The sequence below is a fragment of the Roseibium aggregatum IAM 12614 genome, assembly GCF_000168975.1.
Taxonomy (GTDB): Bacteria; Pseudomonadota; Alphaproteobacteria; order Rhizobiales; family Stappiaceae; genus Roseibium; species Roseibium aggregatum.
This window is the reverse complement of sequence record NZ_AAUW01000008.1, coordinates 1-18226: the sequence shown is the minus strand read 5'-3', so window position 1 is coordinate 18226 and position 18226 is coordinate 1. Positions and strand designations below refer to the sequence as shown.

The following is an 18226-nucleotide window of genomic DNA, read 5'->3' as shown; positions in this document are numbered from 1 at the left end:
CGCGGCCACCTGTCAAGTCAGATGGCCGCTTTTACCCGCTATCGACGCGGGAATTTTTACCTGCGCTGACCGAAATCCGCCATGGTCACAACGCCATCGCCATTGCGGTCGATCATTTCGATCCATGCCTGTGCATTATCGAGGAATTCGGCCTCGGAGACCTTGCCGTCACCATCGGTATCATTGACGTCCAGCGCCATGCCGTTTGCAGGGTTGCCGGCTCCCCGCCCCATTCCCTGGGGTTCATTTGCAGCCTGGTCCTGCGCTCTTGCCTCATCGAACAGGACGTATTCCTCCGCATCCAGAAAGCCATCCTCATTGGCGTCAAAGCTGGCAAAGACGTCGCTGCGCCGTTCACGCGCTTCCACAACCGTCACTGCACCGTCGCCATCCAGGTCCCAGTTTTCAACGAAGTGAGCGCCCGGGCCTTCTGCGGCCCAACCAGCGCCGGAGATTGCCAGAATGAGAGCCGCTCCGAGAGTGATCGTTTTCATGTTCTTTCCTTTCTTTATAATGTTCGAATTCTTGAATGTTATTCTTTCAAAAAAAGTGCGTGGCGGCCACGCACTTTCTGTTTCCAGTCAACTGCCGCTACAGGGCGACCGTCCTCCTTGCCCGGCACCCGGGCGTCCGCCGGGTTGCGGGCCGCCATTGCGCGGACCAAATCCCGGACCCTGCCCCGGAGGCGGCGGACGGCCTCCCGGCAAAAATCTCGGCGGGTGCCCGCCCTGGGCCTGGACAAGCGTGGCCGCAGCTTTGCTGTTGTCCGACAGCGCGGCAAAATCGACCGTTGGAAGGTTGTTTTCGTTTTGAAGATCTCCCCGCATACCGCCGCGCTTCAGGCGCAGGAAACTGCTGTCGGGGTTGCCCATCCAGCAGCGCGGTATGAACGGAAACGTATCGGTGAGCACATAGTGATAAGTGCCCTTGGGATATTCCGGCGTAACCGCGAAACGGCCGTTGCACTGGTCGAGGTCGCCGGCGCCGGCAACATAGGCCCAGTCCTGTGTGAACTTGCCATTGTATCGGCCGCCCGGTCCGCCCGGCCGGGTGCCTGACTTCAGACTGTAGCTGCTCTTCAGCGTCTTCAGGCCTGAGGTCTGCTTTGGATCGGAATACCCATAGGGGCCGTAGATCGGAAAGCCGTCGGCGGCAAAGCCAAGCAAGGCAGGAACCGACGTGCCATTTTCCGAAGCCAGGACCCCGTTCGGAATGCCGTGATAATGGTAGGTGCCATTCGGCTGGACGTGGGCATTGTATTTGTCGAGCCCCAGCTTGCAGGCACCGCCCAGCGCCTCGTAGTTCCACCCTGACCGCCGGTCGTTCTGCCAGTACTCCGCAGTGCCGGGATCCATGACGACACCGTTCACGGCGATGCCGAACACCGCTCCTGCGCCTTGGTCGCGCCAGCGTTCTTGTGTGGAACCAGAGGGACTTTCAGATTGTAGTTCTTCCTTGAAATGGCGTGCGGGTTGCCGCGGTTGGGAAATTGCCCGGGTGGTTGCACCGGATAGCCATCGGCATGGATATGGCGGTAGTTACCGTCGACGGAAAATGTCGGCCGAGGCTTCCGCCTTCGGCAAAAACAGGTTCCAGATCTCGTCTGCAATATGGGCATGTTCGACGGCTTCTTCACCCGCCAGCGGTGACGTGCTGTCATGCGCGGCAGCCGGTGTCGCAATCAATACGCCGGCAAGCGCTATGGATATGCGCATCGCTTTCTCCCGATCTCTTCGCCCACAAGCAGAGTATGGGGCTTAAGAGAGCAAGACGCTGTCAGACAATCGCATCAAAGTGTAACGTGATGTAACGGGAGACAGGCTGGAAAACGAAAAAAGCCGGCCCCAGGGGACCGGCTTTAAAGTCAACTGATTGTCCGAAGATTAGCCGACGAGTTCGACACCGGAGAACCAGAAAGCGATTTCTTCGGCAGCGGTTTCAGCCGCATCGGAACCGTGAACGGAGTTTTCGCCGATGGACAGCGCGTATTCCTTGCGGATCGTGCCTTCTGCAGCGTCAGCCGGGTTGGTCGCGCCCATGACTTCACGGTTCTTTGAAATGGCGTTTTCGCCTTCCAGAACCTGAACGACGGTCGGGCCGGAAGACATGAATTCGGTCAGTTCGCCGAAGAACGGACGTTCCTTGTGAACCGCATAGAATGCTTCTGCTTCGCGCAGGGACATCCAAACGCGCTTGGATGCAACGACGCGCAGGCCGGCTTCTTCAAGCTTGGCGGTGATGGCGCCGGTCAGGTTGCGCTTGGTGGCGTCCGGCTTGATCATGGAAAACGTGCGTTCAATCGCCATGGTTTCATCTTTCTCGTTTCAGCAGCGGACCGGCGGAGTGCCGGTTCCGGATTTTTAAAATTTCGCGGCCTTAATACCGGGGCACTGTCACGCCCGCAAGGGGGCCAGGGCATGACATTTTGATGTCGGTAACCGCTTTGTGTCTGAATATGGTGCTGGCAAACACTCAGGCGGCTGCCTAAGTTGGCTTGCAGTGGCAAAGCTCGCGCGGTTGGTTTGCGGCGCTCTTTTTCGGGAATGACACCATGATCGAACGCTTCGCGCTCTTGCCGACGCTCCTTTTCGGCGCAGCCGCATCGCTCTGGCTCAGCTTTGCTGCCGCGCCGGCAGTTGCCAATGCACAGGCAAGCGACACTCCGCAGACATACCCCACGCTATCCGCAAAGCTTGCAGCTCTCTCTCCCGAACAGCTTGAAGAGCTTTTTGTCTTCGTGGCAGGCAACACGCTGTTCACGCTCTACCACGAGAGCGGACACATGCTGATTTCGGAATTGGAACTTCCCGTTCTGGCGCAGGAAGAAGACGCAGTCGACAATCTGGCGACCGTTTCCATGCTCGGGGCTGACACCGACGACATGGACCTCTACCTCACCCAGGCGATGATCGGCTGGTTCCTGATCGCGGAAGAAAATTACGACGATCTCGTTTTCTACGATGAACACGATCTGGACCAGCAGCGCGGTTACAAGATGCTGTGTCTGATGGTGGGCGCCGATGAGGACGCCTTTCTGGACTTCGCCCGAGATCTGGATCTGCCCGAAGAGCGGATCGAAAGCTGCGCGTTCGACTATGAACAGGCGTCAGCTTCCTGGGAATCCGTGACCGATCCCTACCTGAGAGACAGCGATACGCCCGGGGGTAAGATCAAGGTTGTCCATGATCCGGCATCCCGGGATATGGGGCCTATGGCCCTGTTTCTGAAGGAAAGCGGGCTGATGGAACTGGTCGCCAAAGAATTCGACACGTTCTACGATCTGCCCAGGTCCGTCACCTTCCGCGCGGCGGCCTGCGGCGAGGAAAATGCCTTCTGGGATCCGGACAAACGTGAAGTCATCCTTTGCCACGAGTTGCTTGCCGGTCTGGCGGAGATCTATCTAAGCGTACCGGACGAGGATGAAAACGCTCAGAAAGCGGATTGAGCGTTCTTGCGGTAGACACCTGGCGCCGCGCCATACGCCTTCTGAAACTCCCGGTAAAAATTTGAACGGGTGAGAAACCCGGCCTGTTCCTGGATCTTGCCGATCGGTTCCTCCGTCGTCACCAGCAGTCGCTCCGCTTCGGCAAGGCGGACCAGATTGACGAACTGGCTGACGTTGACACCCTCAACGGCATTGACTGCCCTGGACAGATCCCGGTCCGGCACGCCCACCCGGCGGGCAAGGCGCGTGAGTGTTAGCGAAGGGTCTCTGAAAAACTCCTGAGCGATCAGAACCCTTCTGGCAGCTTCAACCAGTTCTGCCTGCTGCGCATCGCCTGCAGCAAACTCCTTCCCAGTATTCCCGGACCGCCCGAACCGAGTGCCCAGAAATCCGATGGCGGCTCCAACTGCGATCACCAGGAAAAACAGGCTTGCCCCGGAAATTGCCAGAGCTGCTGCCCCCTGTCTTTCTTGGGCAAACAGATACGCGACGAGAGCATCGATCAGGAGCGTGGCCACCATGACCAATATGGAGAAGAGAAGCAGCTTGTGCAGCAGACCGCCCATGTTGGTCGGCGCTTCGGCAAAGACGTCCTGCCCGTTGATCCAGATCCGTGCGAGAGCCAGCGAATAGACCACGTAGCTCATCCCGATCACCCCATCGACATACCCGGTCACCGGCACCGGCAAATTCAACGCTATCGTCAAAATGGCCGCCGCCCCAAGGTTCCATGCAATCAGTTGCCGGGCTCTTTCGGCGGTAACCGTGAGGGAAATGAAGGCCAGATAAATGAGCGGCGCTATCCACACGGGCAGAATCCGTTGAACCGCAAGAAACTCGAAATGCCCATAGGCAAAACGCATTCCAACCAAGGACGCCTCGACCGCCATCAGGCAAAACACGCCGGCAAACATTCCGCGTGCATGTCCAGGCAGAGACCGCCAGGCCAGGGTCGCCAGGGCGAGCCCTGCGAACAGTGCGGCAAGCAGGAAAGACACCGGAATGCTGATCATCTTTGGTCCAAAGCGCTCGGCTGTGGTGACAAAACACCTTGCAGATCCTGTCCTTTATCACGTTTGAGGACAGGACATCGCCTCCGAGGCAATTGTCAACAGGTCTGGCGAAGCGCATCTCAAGGACTTCCTGCTAACACCCCTGGAGGTTCCATGTATCCGTCATCCAACCGCCTCGTTCGGCCCATTCGGCTGTTTTGGTTTGCTGCGTCACTTGCCGGTGCGCTGAGTCTCGCGACAGGTGCGCTTGCCGAGGATACACTTCGCTACGGGCCGGGTGTCACCAAGATCACCATCGGGGATGCACGCAAGGACCGGCCCCTTGAAGGTGACATCTGGTATCCAACCGCAACGCCAGACATTCTGCCCCGGGCAGACACGAGCAAAGTCTGGCAAATGGCGCTGGCCGATCCTGACGGCAAAGCCGCCGAAGGCATATTTCCGCTCGTTGTCGTATCGCACGGTATGTACGGCAACACGTTCAACCAGGCCTGGCTCGGCTCCGAACTTGCCCGGCGCGGCTATTTCGTTGCCATGGTCAATCATCCGGGCACCAGCTCTTTCCTGCGCGATCCCGACCAAACCCGCAAGCTCTGGGACAGGCCCGTCGACCTGTCTCGCCTTATCAGCTTCCTGATCGAGGACAGCCCTTACAAGGACAGGATCGACCCGGAACGGATCTATGCGGCCGGCCATTCCCTCGGCGGCTTCACAGTCCTGCTTTTAGCTGGTGCTGAATTCGAACCTGACCGGTATGAGCGTGAGTGTTCGGGTGAGGAACTGCCGCTTGCCTGCCAGGTGCTGACCGGTTGGTCCATCGCAAAAACGGAGGACGACCGGAGCGAGATGGCAAAATCCCGAAAGGACCCACGGCTGACCAAGGTCATCAGCCTGGATCTTGGCGGAACGCCGGTCCTTTCCCGCGACAGCCTGAGCGCCATCGACATCCCGGTTCTCGTTCTGGGTTCGCAGCGTGCCGACATGCTGAATCAGGAAATCGAGTCGCGTGCGCTGGCCGCTGCCCTGCCGGCCGACAAGGTCCACCATGTGGAATTGGCTAATGCCGGACATTTCGACTTCATGGGTGTGTGCAAGCCGGAAGGCTTTGCCATCCTGGAAGAATATGAGCCGGGTGACGAAATCGTATGCATCAAAGGCAGCAAGGAACGCGAAGAGCAACATCAACGTATCCTGGCGGAAATTCTTGCCTTCCTGGAACCTTGAGACAGGGCGCGGCGGGCTCAAAAGTGCAGCAATGCCACAGCCCGCCGCCCGAACGAGGTTTTGCTCCGGTTTCCACTTGCATCCTCGAGGGCGCTCCGCCAAACATCCGCCTCATGTTGCAGATTACGGACCTTACATATCGGATCGGAGACCGCCTCCTGATCGACAGAGCCAGCGTTACGCTTCCCGGCAAGGCCAAGACAGGTCTTGTCGGTCGAAACGGTGCGGGCAAATCGACACTTTTCAAGATCATCACCGGTGATCTTGCCACCGAGACAGGCTCTGTGCAGATCCCGAAGCGTGCGCGCATCGGTCAGGTGGCACAGGAAGCGCCAGGAACGGAAGAAACCCTGATGGAAGTCGTGCTGGCAGCGGACAAGGAACGCAGCCAGTTGCTGGCGGAAGCAGAAACGCAGACAGATCCGGCCCGGATTGCGGAGATCCACACCCGGCTCGCCGACATCGGCGCCCACACGGCCGAAGCCAGAGCCGGTGCGATCCTGTCCGGTCTCGGCTTTGATGCCGCCGCGCAGCAGCGGCCGTGTTCGTCGTTTTCGGGCGGCTGGCGCATGCGTGTCGCGCTGGCTGCGGTTCTGTTTTCCGAGCCCGATCTTCTTCTGCTCGACGAGCCGACGAACTATCTCGACCTGGAAGGCACGATGTGGCTGGAAAACTATGTCGCCCGTTACCCGCATCAGGTGCTTCTGATCTCCCACGACAGGGACCTTCTGAACAAAGCCGTCGACAGCATCGTCCATCTCGACCGGGGCAAGATGACCTATTATTCCGGCGGGTATGACAGCTTCGACCGGCAACGGCGCGAAGCGATGATCCTGGCCGAAAAGGCCAAAGAAAAGCAGGACGCCCAGCGCAAGCATATGCAGGCGTTTGTCGACCGGTTCCGCTACAAGGCCAGCAAGGCGCGGCAGGCGCAGTCCCGGTTGAAAATGCTTGAAAAGATGCAGCCGATTGCCGCCCTCACCGACGAGAGCAGCAAGCCGATCCACTTCCCCGATCCGGAGAACCAGCTTGCACCGCCGATCCTGAAACTGGAAGGCGTGTCGACTGGCTATGGCGATACCAAGATCCTGTCACGGTTGACACTGAACATCGACACCGATGACCGGATTGCGTTGCTGGGAGCCAACGGCAACGGCAAATCGACATTCGCCAAGCTGATATCCGGCCGTCTGGGCGCCATGGACGGCGAGATCACCAAGGCATCGAAACTCAAGATCGCGTTTTTCGCCCAGCACCAGCTTGATGAACTCAAACCGGCGGAAAGTGCTGTCGCGCATGTCCGCGAACTGATGCTGGATGCCCCCGAGGCAAAAGTGCGAGCCCGGGTTGCCCGCATGGGCCTTCCGACAGATCGGATGGATACGCCCGCGAAAGACCTGTCCGGCGGTGAAAAGGCACGCCTGCTTCTGGGACTGGCAACCTTCGACGGTCCGCACCTGCTGATCCTCGACGAACCGACCAACCACCTGGATATCGACAGCCGTGAGGCGCTGGTGATGGCGCTGAACGACTTCCAGGGTGCAGTTGTCCTGATCAGCCACGACAGGCATCTCGTCGAGGCCTGCGCCGACCGGCTTTGGCTGGTGGCCGACGGCAAGGTGGAGCCTTATGACGGCGACATGGAAGACTATCGCCGGCTGATCCTTCAGGGACCCGAAGCGGTCCAGAAAGCCCGCGACAAGGCCGCCGAGGAAGCCGACAAGGCAACCGCGCAGGAAAAACGCCGCGATGCTGCCGTCAAACGCGAACTCTTGAAGCCGCTGAAACAGAAGATCGATGCCGCCGAAAAGGAAATGAAGCGCCTTCAGGACAAGATCATCAAGCTGGATGAAGCGCTCGCCGATCCGGAGTTCTTTGCCAAAGACCCCGAACGGGCTGCCAAATTCGCCAAGGAACGGGCTTTCTGCGAGAAGAAGCTGATCAAGACCGAGGAGGACTGGCTGGAACTGTCCGCTGAATTCGAGGAGGCTTCCTGATGGCCACGATCACGACACTCGGTTTCGATGCCGACGACACGCTCTGGCACAATGAACGTGTGTTCAGGCTGACGGAAGAACGCTTTGCAGCCTTGCTTGGCGAGTATACCGACAAGGATCATCTGGCCGAACGGCTTCTGGCTGCGGAAAAACGCAACGTCCTTCACTACGGCTACGGTGTGAAGGGCTTTACCCTTTCCATGATCGAGACGGCGATCGAGGTGACAGACCGGCAGGTGCCTGCGGATGTCATCGCCGAGATCCTGGAAGCCGGGCGTGAAATGATGACACACCCCGTGGAACCGCTTCCCTTCGTGGAAGAGACACTGCAGAAGGTAAAGTCGTCTTTCAAACTGGTGCTGATCACGAAGGGCGATCTGTTTGACCAGGAGCGCAAGGTGACGGCTTCCGGCCTCGATGTCTATTTTGATGCAATCGAGATCGTGTCGGAAAAAACCGACGAGACTTACCGCTCGCTGTTTTCCCGCCACGGCAGCGGCCCAGGCGAAGCTCTGATGGTCGGCAACTCGCTGAAGTCGGACATCCTGCCGGCGCTGGATGCGGGTGCTTATGGCGTTCATGTTCCCTATGAACTCACCTGGGCATTGGAAGACGCGGACGAGCCGCGTGGTCACGACAGATTTTATCGGCTGGACCATATCGGCAAGGTGCCGCAGTTACTCGCTCGTCTGAGCTAAAGCAAAGCTAAGTGGCTGAAAAATCTGACCAGAGGTGAAAACAAATAAATTCTGACGGGTTGTCGTAAATGAACATTCAGACCCTGACGGCACCTTTGCGGTACAGCCGCGAGTGTTTTCGCAGGGTTAGATTTTTCGCACGCCTCCGATCAGGATATGCAATGCCCCTCTCCAGAACCGTCACACTTTTTCTCGGTGCTACTGCGCTCGTGGTTGCGCCTTCCCTTTCCCCCGACGTGCCTCACCTTTCCTTCCAAGTGGACAAGGCATTTGCCAAGAATGGTAATGGAAACGGCGGTGGCGGCAACGGAAATTCCGGCGGCAATGGCAACGGTGGCGGAAACAAGGGAAATTCCGGCAACAAGGGCAACAGCGGAAACTCCAACCGGGGTGGAAACTCCGCTTCCAACGGTAACGGCAACAAGAGCTTTGGCATTTTCAACCGCGGCAACGGTTCAAAGCAGGCCAAATCGAACAACGGCAACGGGAACGGCCTCGGAGGCTTCCTGAATTCCGTTTTCGGCACCGAGAACTCAAAGACGTCCGGCAAGCGTCAGACCGCCTCGAAGGGCAAGAGCGGCACGGCAAGCCACCGGCTGCCCAAAGCCGAGCGCGCTACACTGGCGAGCATTGCCGTAACTCCGCAGGCAAGCCCGGCAGGCAAACCTAAGAACTTCAACGCCAAACTTGGCCGGCTGAATTCCCTGAACCGGAACTACCACGCCTATCTCAATTCCAACGACCCGCACCTGGCCGCAATCCAGGCCTACATCAACGACAACCTCGCCTACGAGCGTCTGTCCGCGGATCTGCAAGGGCTTGAGCAGGACCTTTTGACGGCTCGTACCTTGTTCGACAGTCTGCTGCAGGATGTGGACAGCTATGATGGCTTTGCCTATGAGGGCCTCACGGCTCAACAGCTTGAAGACCGGCTCTCCGAGCTTGAAAGCCTCGATACGACCGAATTGACCGAAGACGAGCTGACCGCTCTCGAAACCGAACGACTGGCGCTTGAAAACGCCCTGCAAAGCGACGCCTATTCGGATTTCAAAACGGCTGAAGCCCAATATGAAGCAGAAAAGACCACACTCGACGGACTTTCCGGGGATGTCTCTGACGAAGCGCTTGAAGAAGCGTTGCTGGCAATGGCCAACGAGAACCGTGTCCGCGAATATGGCGACGACTACGTCGACGAGGAAATGCTCGACTGGGCCAAGCAGGTTCTCGGGGTCGGCGACTACGTCGGCAAGATCGATGAAATCCGCGAAGCAACCGAAGCCCAGGACGACGGCGCGGATCCGCTCGATCCGGATGAAACCGCTGACGCCAGTGACGGATCGGACGGGTCAGACACCAATCCGGATGACCTTCGCCTGATTTCGAGTTCCAACTAGTTCATTCAGGCGGGGCGGTCCTTTCAGTCTTTCTGTTCGACAGGACCGCCCTGCTCGACCCAATCCGCGAAACCGTCTTTCAGATGTGCGGCCTCAAAGCCCATATCCTGAAGCATTGCGACTGTGAGCGCAGAGCGCCACCCTGCGGCACAGTGGAAGATGAAGCGCTTGTCCTGTGAGAAGACCTCCTTGTGATAGGGGCTCTCCGGATCTACCCAAAATTCGATCATGCCACGCGGGCAGTGAACACTGCCGGGAATGAAACCGAGCTTCTGACGCTCGCGCACATCGCGCAGATCGATGAAGACGACATCGGGATCACCCACTAGCGCAATGGCAGCGCCGGTATCGACTTCCTCGATCCGGGCCCTGGCTTTGGCAACCATATCCGCCGAGGACATTTTCAGCTTTTTCATGAGACTTTCCTCCACTGCCGGCATCGCAAAGCATCACGGCCGAACTTATTCCCAATTGCTCATCCGCCCCTGAAGCCGCGCCAGCCTAGGCCTTGCGTTCCCAGCCGCCGGCTTCGGTCTGTTGCCAGTAAGCGATTTCGAAGCCTTCCGCCTTGGCTTCTTTCCAGCGGTTACGTGCTTCCTGAACGGCGTCAGTGTCGTTGCCATCAAACATATAGATCGCACGCTTGTAGGCGGTCAGCGGGGGTGGTGTCGCCCTGTCGACCAGAAACCTCACATCGGCGTCGTTCGGGTTGTCCTGGTCTGCCGTGAGATAAATCGGCTGGTGTTCGGAATACCCGTCCGCCTTGGTGCCATGCGGAAGAAAACCATCGTCCGTGAAGGTCCACAAATGGGCATCCAGAGCGCTGCATCGCTCCTCGGTTCCCGTCTGGACGACGACCTTCCAGTCCCGTTCCAGGCACTTCTGCAGAAGCTGCGGCAGCGCCATTTCCAGCGGCTTGTGCAAAAGGTGATAGAATACAACTTCAACGCTCATGCTTGACCCTGTTTCGACGCTTCATTTGCACTCTCGCTTTCCGTTATCCACTGGCCTACCGGAATGTGGTGCAGGCCTGCAACACCCGTGTGTCCAAATTTCCCCAGGGACAAACATGACATGGACAGGCCATAAGACTCGTATCATTAACCCTTCGAAAATGTCGATTGGCTAGGTTTCGTCCCCGGGGACGATCCAATGATCAACTGATTTGGCCATGGATCAGTAATGTGGCTGGTGACCGGTTTTCTGGAGCCAGCGCAAAAAGGGATTTGGTGAATGCTTGCGCGTGTCGTTGTGTTTTTTGCATTGGTTGCTGTCGTTGCAGGCGCGACACTGGGTATGGGGCTTCTGGTTGAACCGGCAACGGCCTGCCAGACCTACAAGACCTGCTGATCCAGGGTCGACAGTCTATTTCGAAAAACCCGCCTTTTACGGCGGGTTTTTCTTTGCCTCATGGCAGTGGAACCCGATGCGGCCCTCCCTGCCAAGACAGCGCGAAGGGCCGACAACGTTGGTCTCAGCCTTCGTAGTGATCCGCGACAAGCTGATTCAGCAAACGAACGCCGTAGCCTGACGCCCAGCTCTGGCAGATGTCGTCTTTCGGCGCACCGAATGCGGTTCCTGCGATGTCCAGATGTGCCCAAGGCACGTCGTTTGTAAAACGCTGCAGGAACTGAGCCGCGGTGATGGACCCGGCCCAGCGGCCACCGGTGTTCTTGACGTCCGCGTTGGGCGTGTCGATGATCTTGTCATATTCCTTCGACAGTGGCAGGCGCCAGAGCGGCTCGCCGCTTGCCTTGGCCGATGCCAGCAGCTTGTCAGCAAGAGCATCGTCGTTGGAGAAAAGCCCGGCGTTGAGATTGCCGAGAGCAACAAGCACCGCGCCTGTGAGCGTTGCCAGATCAATCATGATCGCAGGCTTGTATTTCTCCTGAGTGTACCAGAGCGCGTCTGCCAGGACCAAACGGCCTTCAGCATCCGTGTTCAGTATCTCGATGGTGGTTCCGGACATGGCGGTGACAATGTCACCGGGACGCTGCGCATTGCCGTCCGGCATGTTTTCGACGAGACCGATGATACCGATCACGTTCGCCTTGGCCTTGCGGCCTGCGATCGCGTGCATGGCACCGACAACGGCGGCGGCGCCACCCATATCGCCTTTCATCTCCTCCATGCCCGCTGCCGGCTTGATCGAAATACCACCGGTATCGAACACCACGCCCTTACCGACAAAAGCGACCGGGGCCTCCCCCTTCTTGCCACCATTCCAGCGCATCACGGCCAATTGGGGCGGGCGGGTCGACCCCTGGGCAACCCCAAGCAAGGCCGCCATCTTCAGTTTCTTCATTTCCTTTTCGCCGAGAACCTCGACTTCGACTCCCAGAGCCTCCAGTTCCTTGGCTTTTGCGGCAAACTCCACCGGCCCCAGGACGTTTGCAGGTTCATTCACAAGATCACGGGCCAGAATCACGCCATCGGCAATGGCCTCGGCGGAAGACCAGGCTTTTTTCGAAGACTTCTGATCGGCGACGGACAGCGTCACCTTCATATTCTTGGGCTTGTCATCGTCCTTCTTGACGGTCTTGTAGGCGTCGAAGGCGTAGGCGCGGAGCTTAATTCCCATAGCGAATTCTGCAGCCGATGCACCGGATGGATCCGCATCGCCCGGCGCGTCCAGAAGCACCGTCGCTGCTTCGGCCTTAGTTTTCTGCAGCTCGGCAAAGACGGCGCCGCCGAAAGCCCGCCAGTCGTCACCGGTCAATTCGGCAGCGTCGCCGATACCGAAGACGATCAGCCGGTCGAGACCGGACCCTGCAGGCGCGACCAGATCGAGACTTGTCTTCTTCTTTCCGGAAAAACCTGCGATACCGGCCGGACGCTTCAGGCCGCCCTCGATGCCCGAAACAACCTCCTCTGCAATCGGGCCGAGGCTGAGGTCACTGCCGGCCAGGATTACGGCCACCCCGCCTTGCGGCGCTTCAGCCTTGGAAAAGTTCAGTTTTGCAAGCTTGGTCATGCTTCGGTCCCGTTGCTTTTTCTGTTCGGAGCGGTTGGGCGGTGGCAAGAAAAAATGCCCTATCCCGTGAATTGTGATTTTCCTGTCAAATCATGGGGTTTCAACAGCTTTTCGGCAAGGGCGACAAAAATTAATGTATATTTACCATTCTTATTCATGGGCCATTCACCACATTCCGTGTTATTCGGTCCCAGGCCGATTATCGTCATTTTTGCAGGGACATGTGCCGGCACTGTTATGAAAACGATTGAACGTTACATCATTCGCCGGACTGTCTATGCTTTCACCCTCACGATTGCAGCGATGACGGGAGTGGTTTGGGCAACCCAGGCCTTGCGACAACTGGACCTGGTGACCTCAAAGGGTCAGACCATCGTCCAGTTCATCGGCATTACGATGCTCGCCCTGCCTTTCCTGATCGTCATTGTTGCTCCGTTTGCCCTGATGATCGCCCTGATACTCGTTCTCAACTCCTTGTCGGGAGACAGCGAGCTGATCGTCATCGACGCCAGCGGCGGCTCCAGGTTTCTGGTTCTGAAGCCGGTCATGCTCTTCTCCCTTGTGGTCATGCTGCTGACCGCCAGCATGTCGCTCTACGTGGCTCCGGCAGGCCTGGCACAACTGCGCACCGAGATCACCCGCGTGCGCGCAGATCTTGTCGCCAATATCGTGAAGCCCGGCCGCTTCATCACAGTTGAAGACGGGCTGACCTTTCACATTCGCAACCGCTCCGGCAAAGGCACGCTGGACGGTCTCTTGATGCATGACACGCGCGATCCGGAGACCGCCTTTACCTATCAGGCCGACACTGGCCAGATCGTAGAGGCCGCGGACCGCACGCTTCTCGTCATGCAGAACGGTACGATACAAAGACGGCCGAAACAGCAGGGCGATATTTCAATCGTTCGTTTCCAGTCCTATGCGTTCGATCTTTCAAACCTCATTCCGGAAGCCGGCGAACCGGTCTACAAAGCCAGCGAGCGAAGCACCCTGAATTTGATGTCGCCAGGCAGGCACGACGAATACGCGCTGAAGAACCCGGACAAACTGGTGCAGGAACTGCACGAACGCTTCAGCCAGCCGCTTTATTGCCTGGCCTTCGGCCTGATCGTGTTTGCGTTTCTGGGCAAGGCAAGAACCACGCGTCAAGGCCGCGGCTTTGCTGTCCTTGGAGCGATTTGCTCCTGTGTGCTGCTGCGGACGACCGGCTTTGGAGTCACCGCAATTTCGGGCACTTCGACTGTGCTTCTCAGCCTGCTTTATGTCGTTCCGATTACCGGCGCGGTGCTTGCGCTTATCTCGATTTTCCGGGAACAAGGTGGCTCGCAGCCGCGTTGGCTCACAGATCTGCAACACTCCGTTCAGGATAGACTGGACGCTCTGAGCGACTGTTTGCACGGACGCAAACCAGGAGGTGTCGCATGATCCTGGGACGGACTTTGTCGCTGTATTTTTCTGGCCGCTTTCTGAAAGCCATTCTCGGTCTTTTCCTGTTTGCGGCGGTTCTGATCTATCTGTTCGACGTCCTGGAACTGGTGCGGCGCGGCGGTGACCGTGAGGGGTTTTCGGTCTTGCGCGTTGCGATGATTTCCGCGCTTCGGGTGCCGCTGCTTCTTGAGCAGGTCATTCCCTTCACCGTGCTCTTCGGAGCCATTGCAGCCTTCGTAACGCTGAGCCGCGCGCTTGAGCTGGTGGTAGCACGCGCCTCCGGGATCTCCGTCTGGCAGTTTTCTCTTCCTGCGATCCTCGTCGGGATCATCCTCGGCATCCTCTCCATCACGGTCTACAATCCCGCCGCCGTCTGGTTTCAGCAGAAGTCCGACGAGGTAGCGGCCGGGCTGTTCGGTTCGGAGCAGAGTTTTCTGCTTCAATCCTCAAACGATGTCTGGGTTCGCCAGGACGGCCTTGACGGAGAATCGGTGTTGCTTGCCAAGCAATTGCTGGAGGGGGGCACGCTCCTTCGGGGCGTTACCATTTTCACCTTCGACAAGGATGGCACTTTCCGCGAGCGGATCGAGGCCGATGAAGCACGGCTGGGGGACCAGATCTGGTACCTGGAAAATGCCATCGTCTATACGACCGAACAGGATCCACAGCCTTACGGGCAGTATCAGATCAGCACATTCCTGACAGCAACTGAAGTTCGCGAAAGCATCGGATCACCCGAATCGATTTCGTTCTGGAATTTGCCGCGTTTCATCGAATTGGCCAGAAACGCTGGGTTACCTGCTTACCGTTACAATTTGCAGTATCAGACTCTCCTCGCCCGCCCGCTTCTTTTGGTCGCTATGATTTTGATAGCAGCGGCGGTTTCCCTTAAAGTTTCGAGGTTTGGCGGTTTGGGAAGTATGATTCTGGGTGGAATCCTTTCCGGGTTCGTGCTTTACGTTCTAACCGAACTTGCCAAGGACTTCGGGGGCGCGGGTATTGTCCCTCCCTTGGTGGCGGCATGGGCGCCGGGAATATTTGGAGTACTCATGGGTTTGACAATTCTCTTGAATCAGGAAGACGGATAAAGCGATGACTTTTCCAGTTTTTCTGACAACAGAGACTTGGGCCAAAAAAGGCAGATTGTTGGCTGCGGCGAGCGTATGCGCCATTGCAGCAACCCTTTGCCATGGGTACACAGTCCCTGCTGCCGCGCAGGACCTGACAAGCAGCCTGGCCGGGAACCTTGATCCCGAAGCCGAATTGCTGCTCGAGTCCAGCGAGATCACCTACGATTTTGACCGCGACCTCATCGTCGCGACCGGCGATGTGCAGGTCTATTACGACGGCAGCACCGTCCAGGCCCAACAGATTGTGTTTGACCGAAAGAGCCAGCAGCTCAAAGCGTCGGGCAACGTGATCTTCATCGAATCGAACGGCAATGTCGTGCGTACGGAAGAGATGGTCCTTTCAGAGGATTTCTCGGAAGGCTTTGCGCGCGCCTTGCAGATCGATACGACGCGGCGCACCCGTTTCCTGGCCGAGCAAGCACGGCGTGAAGGCAACAACGTCACGACCATCGATAACGGTGTCTACACGGTCTACACCAAACCGACCAACCCGCCGAACAAGCCGCCGCTCTGGCGCGTGCGGGCCGAGAAGATCATCCACAATCAGCAGGAAAAGATCATTCGGTTCGAAAACGCAGCCTTCGAGGTTTATGGTCAGCCGATTGCGTATCTGCCGTTTCTTTCGATACCGGACCCGTCCGTCAAACGAAAATCCGGTTTCCTGATGCCGAGCGGTATTGTTTCCGACAAACTCGGTTACGGCGTCAGCGTTCCCTATTACTGGGCTCTCAGCCCTTATTACGATGTCACCACGATCCTCACCCCGCTGACAAAGCAGGGCGTGTTCGGTGATGTCGAATACCGGCACAGGTTCGTGGCCGGCGAAGTCAGCGTGTCCGCAGCGGGCCTTTTCCAGGCGCAGCCAGACAATTTCACGACAGATCGCGCAGATGACCGTTGGCGCGGTGCTGTCAATTCCACGGCCTCGTTCAACATTGCACGCGACTGGACCCTAGGCTGGAACCTGACCTACAAGAGCGACCGTCAGTTCTTCAGTGATTATTCTTTTTCTAGTTTCGGTGGTAATAGCGAAACTTCGACGATTTATCTTGAAGGCAGGACGGATCGCAACGCGCTGTCGGTAAAAGCCTATGCCTATCAGATCTCGCAGGAGGACTACACGGACAGCCAGTTCAACGCCAACGGCTTCTCTCCCGTCGGAAGTTCCTTGCAGGACAAGCAGCCCCTCGTGCTGCCTGTCATCGATTATGACTATGTGTTCGCAGATCCGATTCTTGCCGGGGAACTGGCGCTGACGGCCAATTTCACCTCGCTGACACGGGATGAAACGGACGCCTTTTCCATCGATGGCGGATCGACTGCGAAATTCCGCGGCATCGACGGCACCTTCTCGCGTGTATCCGTCAAGGGCAACTGGCGCCGGACGTTTATCGATCCGCTCGGACAGTCCTTCACGCCATTTGCCTATATGCGCGGCGATCTGTTCTTTCTGGCCTCCCCCGATTCCGACGTAACCGCCTTGACCGGCGAAAGCTTCGTCGGCCGTGCGATGCCGGCGATCGGTCTGGAATATCGCTACCCGTTCATTGCGACGTTCGACGGCGGCAACCAGATCCTGGAGCCTGTGGCTCAGATCGTTGCCCGTCCGAACGAACAACGGATCGGCGAACTACCGAACGACGACGCACAAAGCATTGTCTTCGATACGACAACCCTGTTCGACTATGACAAGTTCTCTGGCTTTGACCGCGCCGAAGGCGGCACGCGCCTTAACGTTGGTCTGAACTACAAGCTCCAACTGGATAGTGGCTACTACGTCAGCGGCCTGTTCGGCCGGTCCTATCAACTTGCCGGCGACAACTCGTATGCCATTCCGGATATTCTCGGCGCGACACAGGATTCCGGTCTGGAAACCAACCTGTCCGATTACGTCGGCAGCCTTTACCTGGACACGCAATACGGCATCAAGGTCGGTGCTCAGGCCCGGCTCGACAAGGAAGATTTCTCCGTAAACCGGATCCAGGCGCAGGCCAGCGGTATCTACGGACCGGTGGTTTCTTCCCTCGCCTATGCGTTCCTGAACGCACAGCCGGATGTCGGTATCGATGATCCGCGCGAGGAACTGCTCGGCTCGGCAAGCCTTCGTCTGGAAGAAAACTGGCGTATTTTCGGCTCTATGCGGTACGATCTGCAAAACAGCAATATTGTGCAGGACGGCCTTGGCGTCGGGTATGACGACGAAGGCTTTTCGCTGTCTGTCACCTATGCGGAAGACCGCAGCCGCAACGACGGCGATGAAGTCAACCGGACGCTCTATTTCCGTATCGGTTTGAGGACCATCGGCACGACACAGGTTTCGAGCGGCGCTCTCAACTAGTCTTTATCGCCGGTCACAGGTCATCATGCCGCCACGAAAAAAGGCATGATGCGGGGAACCTTTGAAATTTCGGGCATGATATGCGAAACATCATGTCACAAAACAACGAACTTCGGTTTGGCCTCAAGCCAGCACGGATGGTTATTAAATGCGACTTCGTATCGTTCCGGTTTTCTTCGGACTAGCTTTGATGCTGGCGGCACCGCTGGCCACGCCTTCCCATGCAGCGATCAAGATCATCGTCAACGATGTGCCGATTACCGACTACGACATCAGCCAACGTGCCCGACTGATAACGATGACGCAGCGCAAGTCTGCATCCATCGCCAAGAAACAGGCGGAAGAGGAGTTGGTTGACGACCAGGTCAAGCTTGCCGAAGCCGAACGAGTCGGCATCGACGTCAGCAAGTCGGAAGTCGACAACGCTTTCAACAACATTGCTCGCAATGTGAAGATGTCTCCGGCCCAGCTATCCAAGGCGCTTCGCAGTGGCGGTGTTCAACCGGATACCTTGAAGGAGCGCCTCAAGGCGCAGCTTGCCTGGAACCAGGTCCTTCGGTCCCGTTTCAGTGGCCGGATCGAAGT

At 57.8% G+C, this 18226-nt stretch carries 17 protein-coding genes; 9 read left to right on the top strand and 8 right to left on the bottom strand.

Going from position 1 to position 18226, the window contains the following annotated elements; all coding sequences use genetic code 11:
• Window positions 1–56 precede the first annotated feature (56 nt).
• From SIAM614_RS12105 to ndk, 4 genes are all read right to left on the bottom strand, one after another.
• Window positions 57–494 (bottom strand): EF-hand domain-containing protein, encoded by a 438-nt coding sequence (locus SIAM614_RS12105; RefSeq protein ID WP_006934804.1) that lies wholly within the window; start codon window positions 492–494, stop codon window positions 57–59.
• An 87-nt stretch (window positions 495–581) separates the two neighbouring features.
• Window positions 582–1490 (bottom strand): YHYH protein, encoded by a 909-nt coding sequence (locus tag SIAM614_RS12100; RefSeq protein WP_267871943.1) that lies wholly within the window; start codon window positions 1488–1490, stop codon window positions 582–584.
• A gap of 48 nt (window positions 1491–1538) precedes the next feature.
• Window positions 1539–1715 (bottom strand): hypothetical protein, encoded by a 177-nt coding sequence (locus SIAM614_RS32735; RefSeq protein ID WP_006934800.1) that lies wholly within the window; start codon window positions 1713–1715, stop codon window positions 1539–1541.
• Between the two features lie 168 nt (window positions 1716–1883).
• Window positions 1884–2306 (bottom strand): nucleoside-diphosphate kinase, encoded by a 423-nt coding sequence (ndk, locus tag SIAM614_RS12095; RefSeq protein ID WP_006934799.1) that lies wholly within the window; start codon window positions 2304–2306, stop codon window positions 1884–1886.
• Window positions 2307–2551: 245 nt separating this feature from the next.
• Here ndk and SIAM614_RS12090 point away from each other — a divergent pair, with 245 nt between their 5' ends.
• A complete protein-coding gene (locus SIAM614_RS12090; protein WP_006934798.1) occupies window positions 2552–3445 on the top strand; it encodes a DUF4344 domain-containing metallopeptidase in 894 nt (297 codons plus the stop codon).
• On the opposite strand, the gene SIAM614_RS12085 is transcribed toward SIAM614_RS12090, so the two are convergent.
• Window positions 3430–4458, bottom strand: coding sequence for a helix-turn-helix transcriptional regulator (locus SIAM614_RS12085; RefSeq protein WP_006934797.1), 1029 nt, complete (start codon window positions 4456–4458; stop codon window positions 3430–3432). The genes SIAM614_RS12090 and SIAM614_RS12085 overlap by 16 nt on opposite strands.
• A 153-nt stretch (window positions 4459–4611) precedes the next feature.
• Here SIAM614_RS12085 and SIAM614_RS12080 point away from each other — a divergent pair, with 153 nt between their 5' ends.
• The 4 genes from SIAM614_RS12080 to SIAM614_RS30540 all read left to right on the top strand — a co-directional run bounded on the left by SIAM614_RS12080 (window position 4612) and on the right by SIAM614_RS30540 (window position 9771).
• Complete coding sequence (locus tag SIAM614_RS12080) at window positions 4612–5682, top strand: alpha/beta hydrolase family protein (RefSeq protein ID WP_006934796.1); 1071 nt, start codon at window positions 4612–4614, stop codon at window positions 5680–5682.
• Window positions 5683–5795: 113 nt separating this feature from the next.
• Window positions 5796–7679 (top strand): ABC-F family ATP-binding cassette domain-containing protein, encoded by a 1884-nt coding sequence (locus SIAM614_RS12075; protein ID WP_006934795.1) that lies wholly within the window; start codon window positions 5796–5798, stop codon window positions 7677–7679.
• Entirely contained in the window at window positions 7679–8377 is a 699-nt protein-coding gene (locus SIAM614_RS12070; protein ID WP_006934794.1) for an HAD family hydrolase, read from the top strand. Before SIAM614_RS12075 ends, SIAM614_RS12070 begins: the two co-directional genes overlap by 1 nt.
• 161 nt (window positions 8378–8538) lie before the next feature.
• The gene (locus SIAM614_RS30540; RefSeq protein ID WP_006934793.1) at window positions 8539–9771 is read left to right on the top strand and encodes a hypothetical protein; all 1233 of its coding nucleotides are present in this window, start codon (window positions 8539–8541) and stop codon (window positions 9769–9771) included.
• A gap of 23 nt (window positions 9772–9794) precedes the next feature.
• On the opposite strand, the gene SIAM614_RS12060 is transcribed toward SIAM614_RS30540, so the two are convergent.
• The 3 genes from SIAM614_RS12060 to SIAM614_RS12050 form a co-directional block, all read right to left on the bottom strand.
• Window positions 9795–10187, bottom strand: a complete 393-nt coding sequence (locus SIAM614_RS12060; RefSeq protein WP_040440027.1) for a rhodanese-like domain-containing protein — start codon at window positions 10185–10187, stop codon at window positions 9795–9797.
• Window positions 10188–10272: 85 nt separating this feature from the next.
• Window positions 10273–10725: a DNA polymerase III subunit chi gene (locus tag SIAM614_RS12055; protein WP_006934791.1), complete on the bottom strand. Its 453-nt coding sequence runs from the start codon at window positions 10723–10725 to the stop codon at window positions 10273–10275.
• A 520-nt stretch (window positions 10726–11245) separates the two neighbouring features.
• Window positions 11246–12745, bottom strand: coding sequence for a leucyl aminopeptidase (locus tag SIAM614_RS12050; RefSeq protein WP_040440088.1), 1500 nt, complete (start codon window positions 12743–12745; stop codon window positions 11246–11248).
• 237 nt (window positions 12746–12982) lie between these two features.
• Between SIAM614_RS12050 and lptF the strand changes: the two genes are divergently transcribed.
• The 4 genes from lptF to SIAM614_RS12030 form a co-directional block, all read left to right on the top strand.
• The gene (gene lptF / locus SIAM614_RS12045) at window positions 12983–14170 is read left to right on the top strand and encodes an LPS export ABC transporter permease LptF (RefSeq protein WP_006934788.1); all 1188 of its coding nucleotides are present in this window, start codon (window positions 12983–12985) and stop codon (window positions 14168–14170) included.
• Window positions 14167–15261: an LPS export ABC transporter permease LptG gene (gene lptG, locus SIAM614_RS12040; protein ID WP_006934787.1), complete on the top strand. Its 1095-nt coding sequence runs from the start codon at window positions 14167–14169 to the stop codon at window positions 15259–15261. The genes lptF and lptG overlap by 4 nt, the downstream gene beginning before the upstream one ends.
• 58 nt (window positions 15262–15319) lie before the next feature.
• Window positions 15320–17641, top strand: a complete 2322-nt coding sequence (locus SIAM614_RS12035) for an LPS-assembly protein LptD (protein ID WP_006934786.1) — start codon at window positions 15320–15322, stop codon at window positions 17639–17641.
• 148 nt (window positions 17642–17789) lie between these two features.
• On the top strand, window positions 17790–18226 hold a 437-nt coding region (locus SIAM614_RS12030), incomplete at its 3' end, for a SurA N-terminal domain-containing protein (RefSeq protein WP_198137313.1).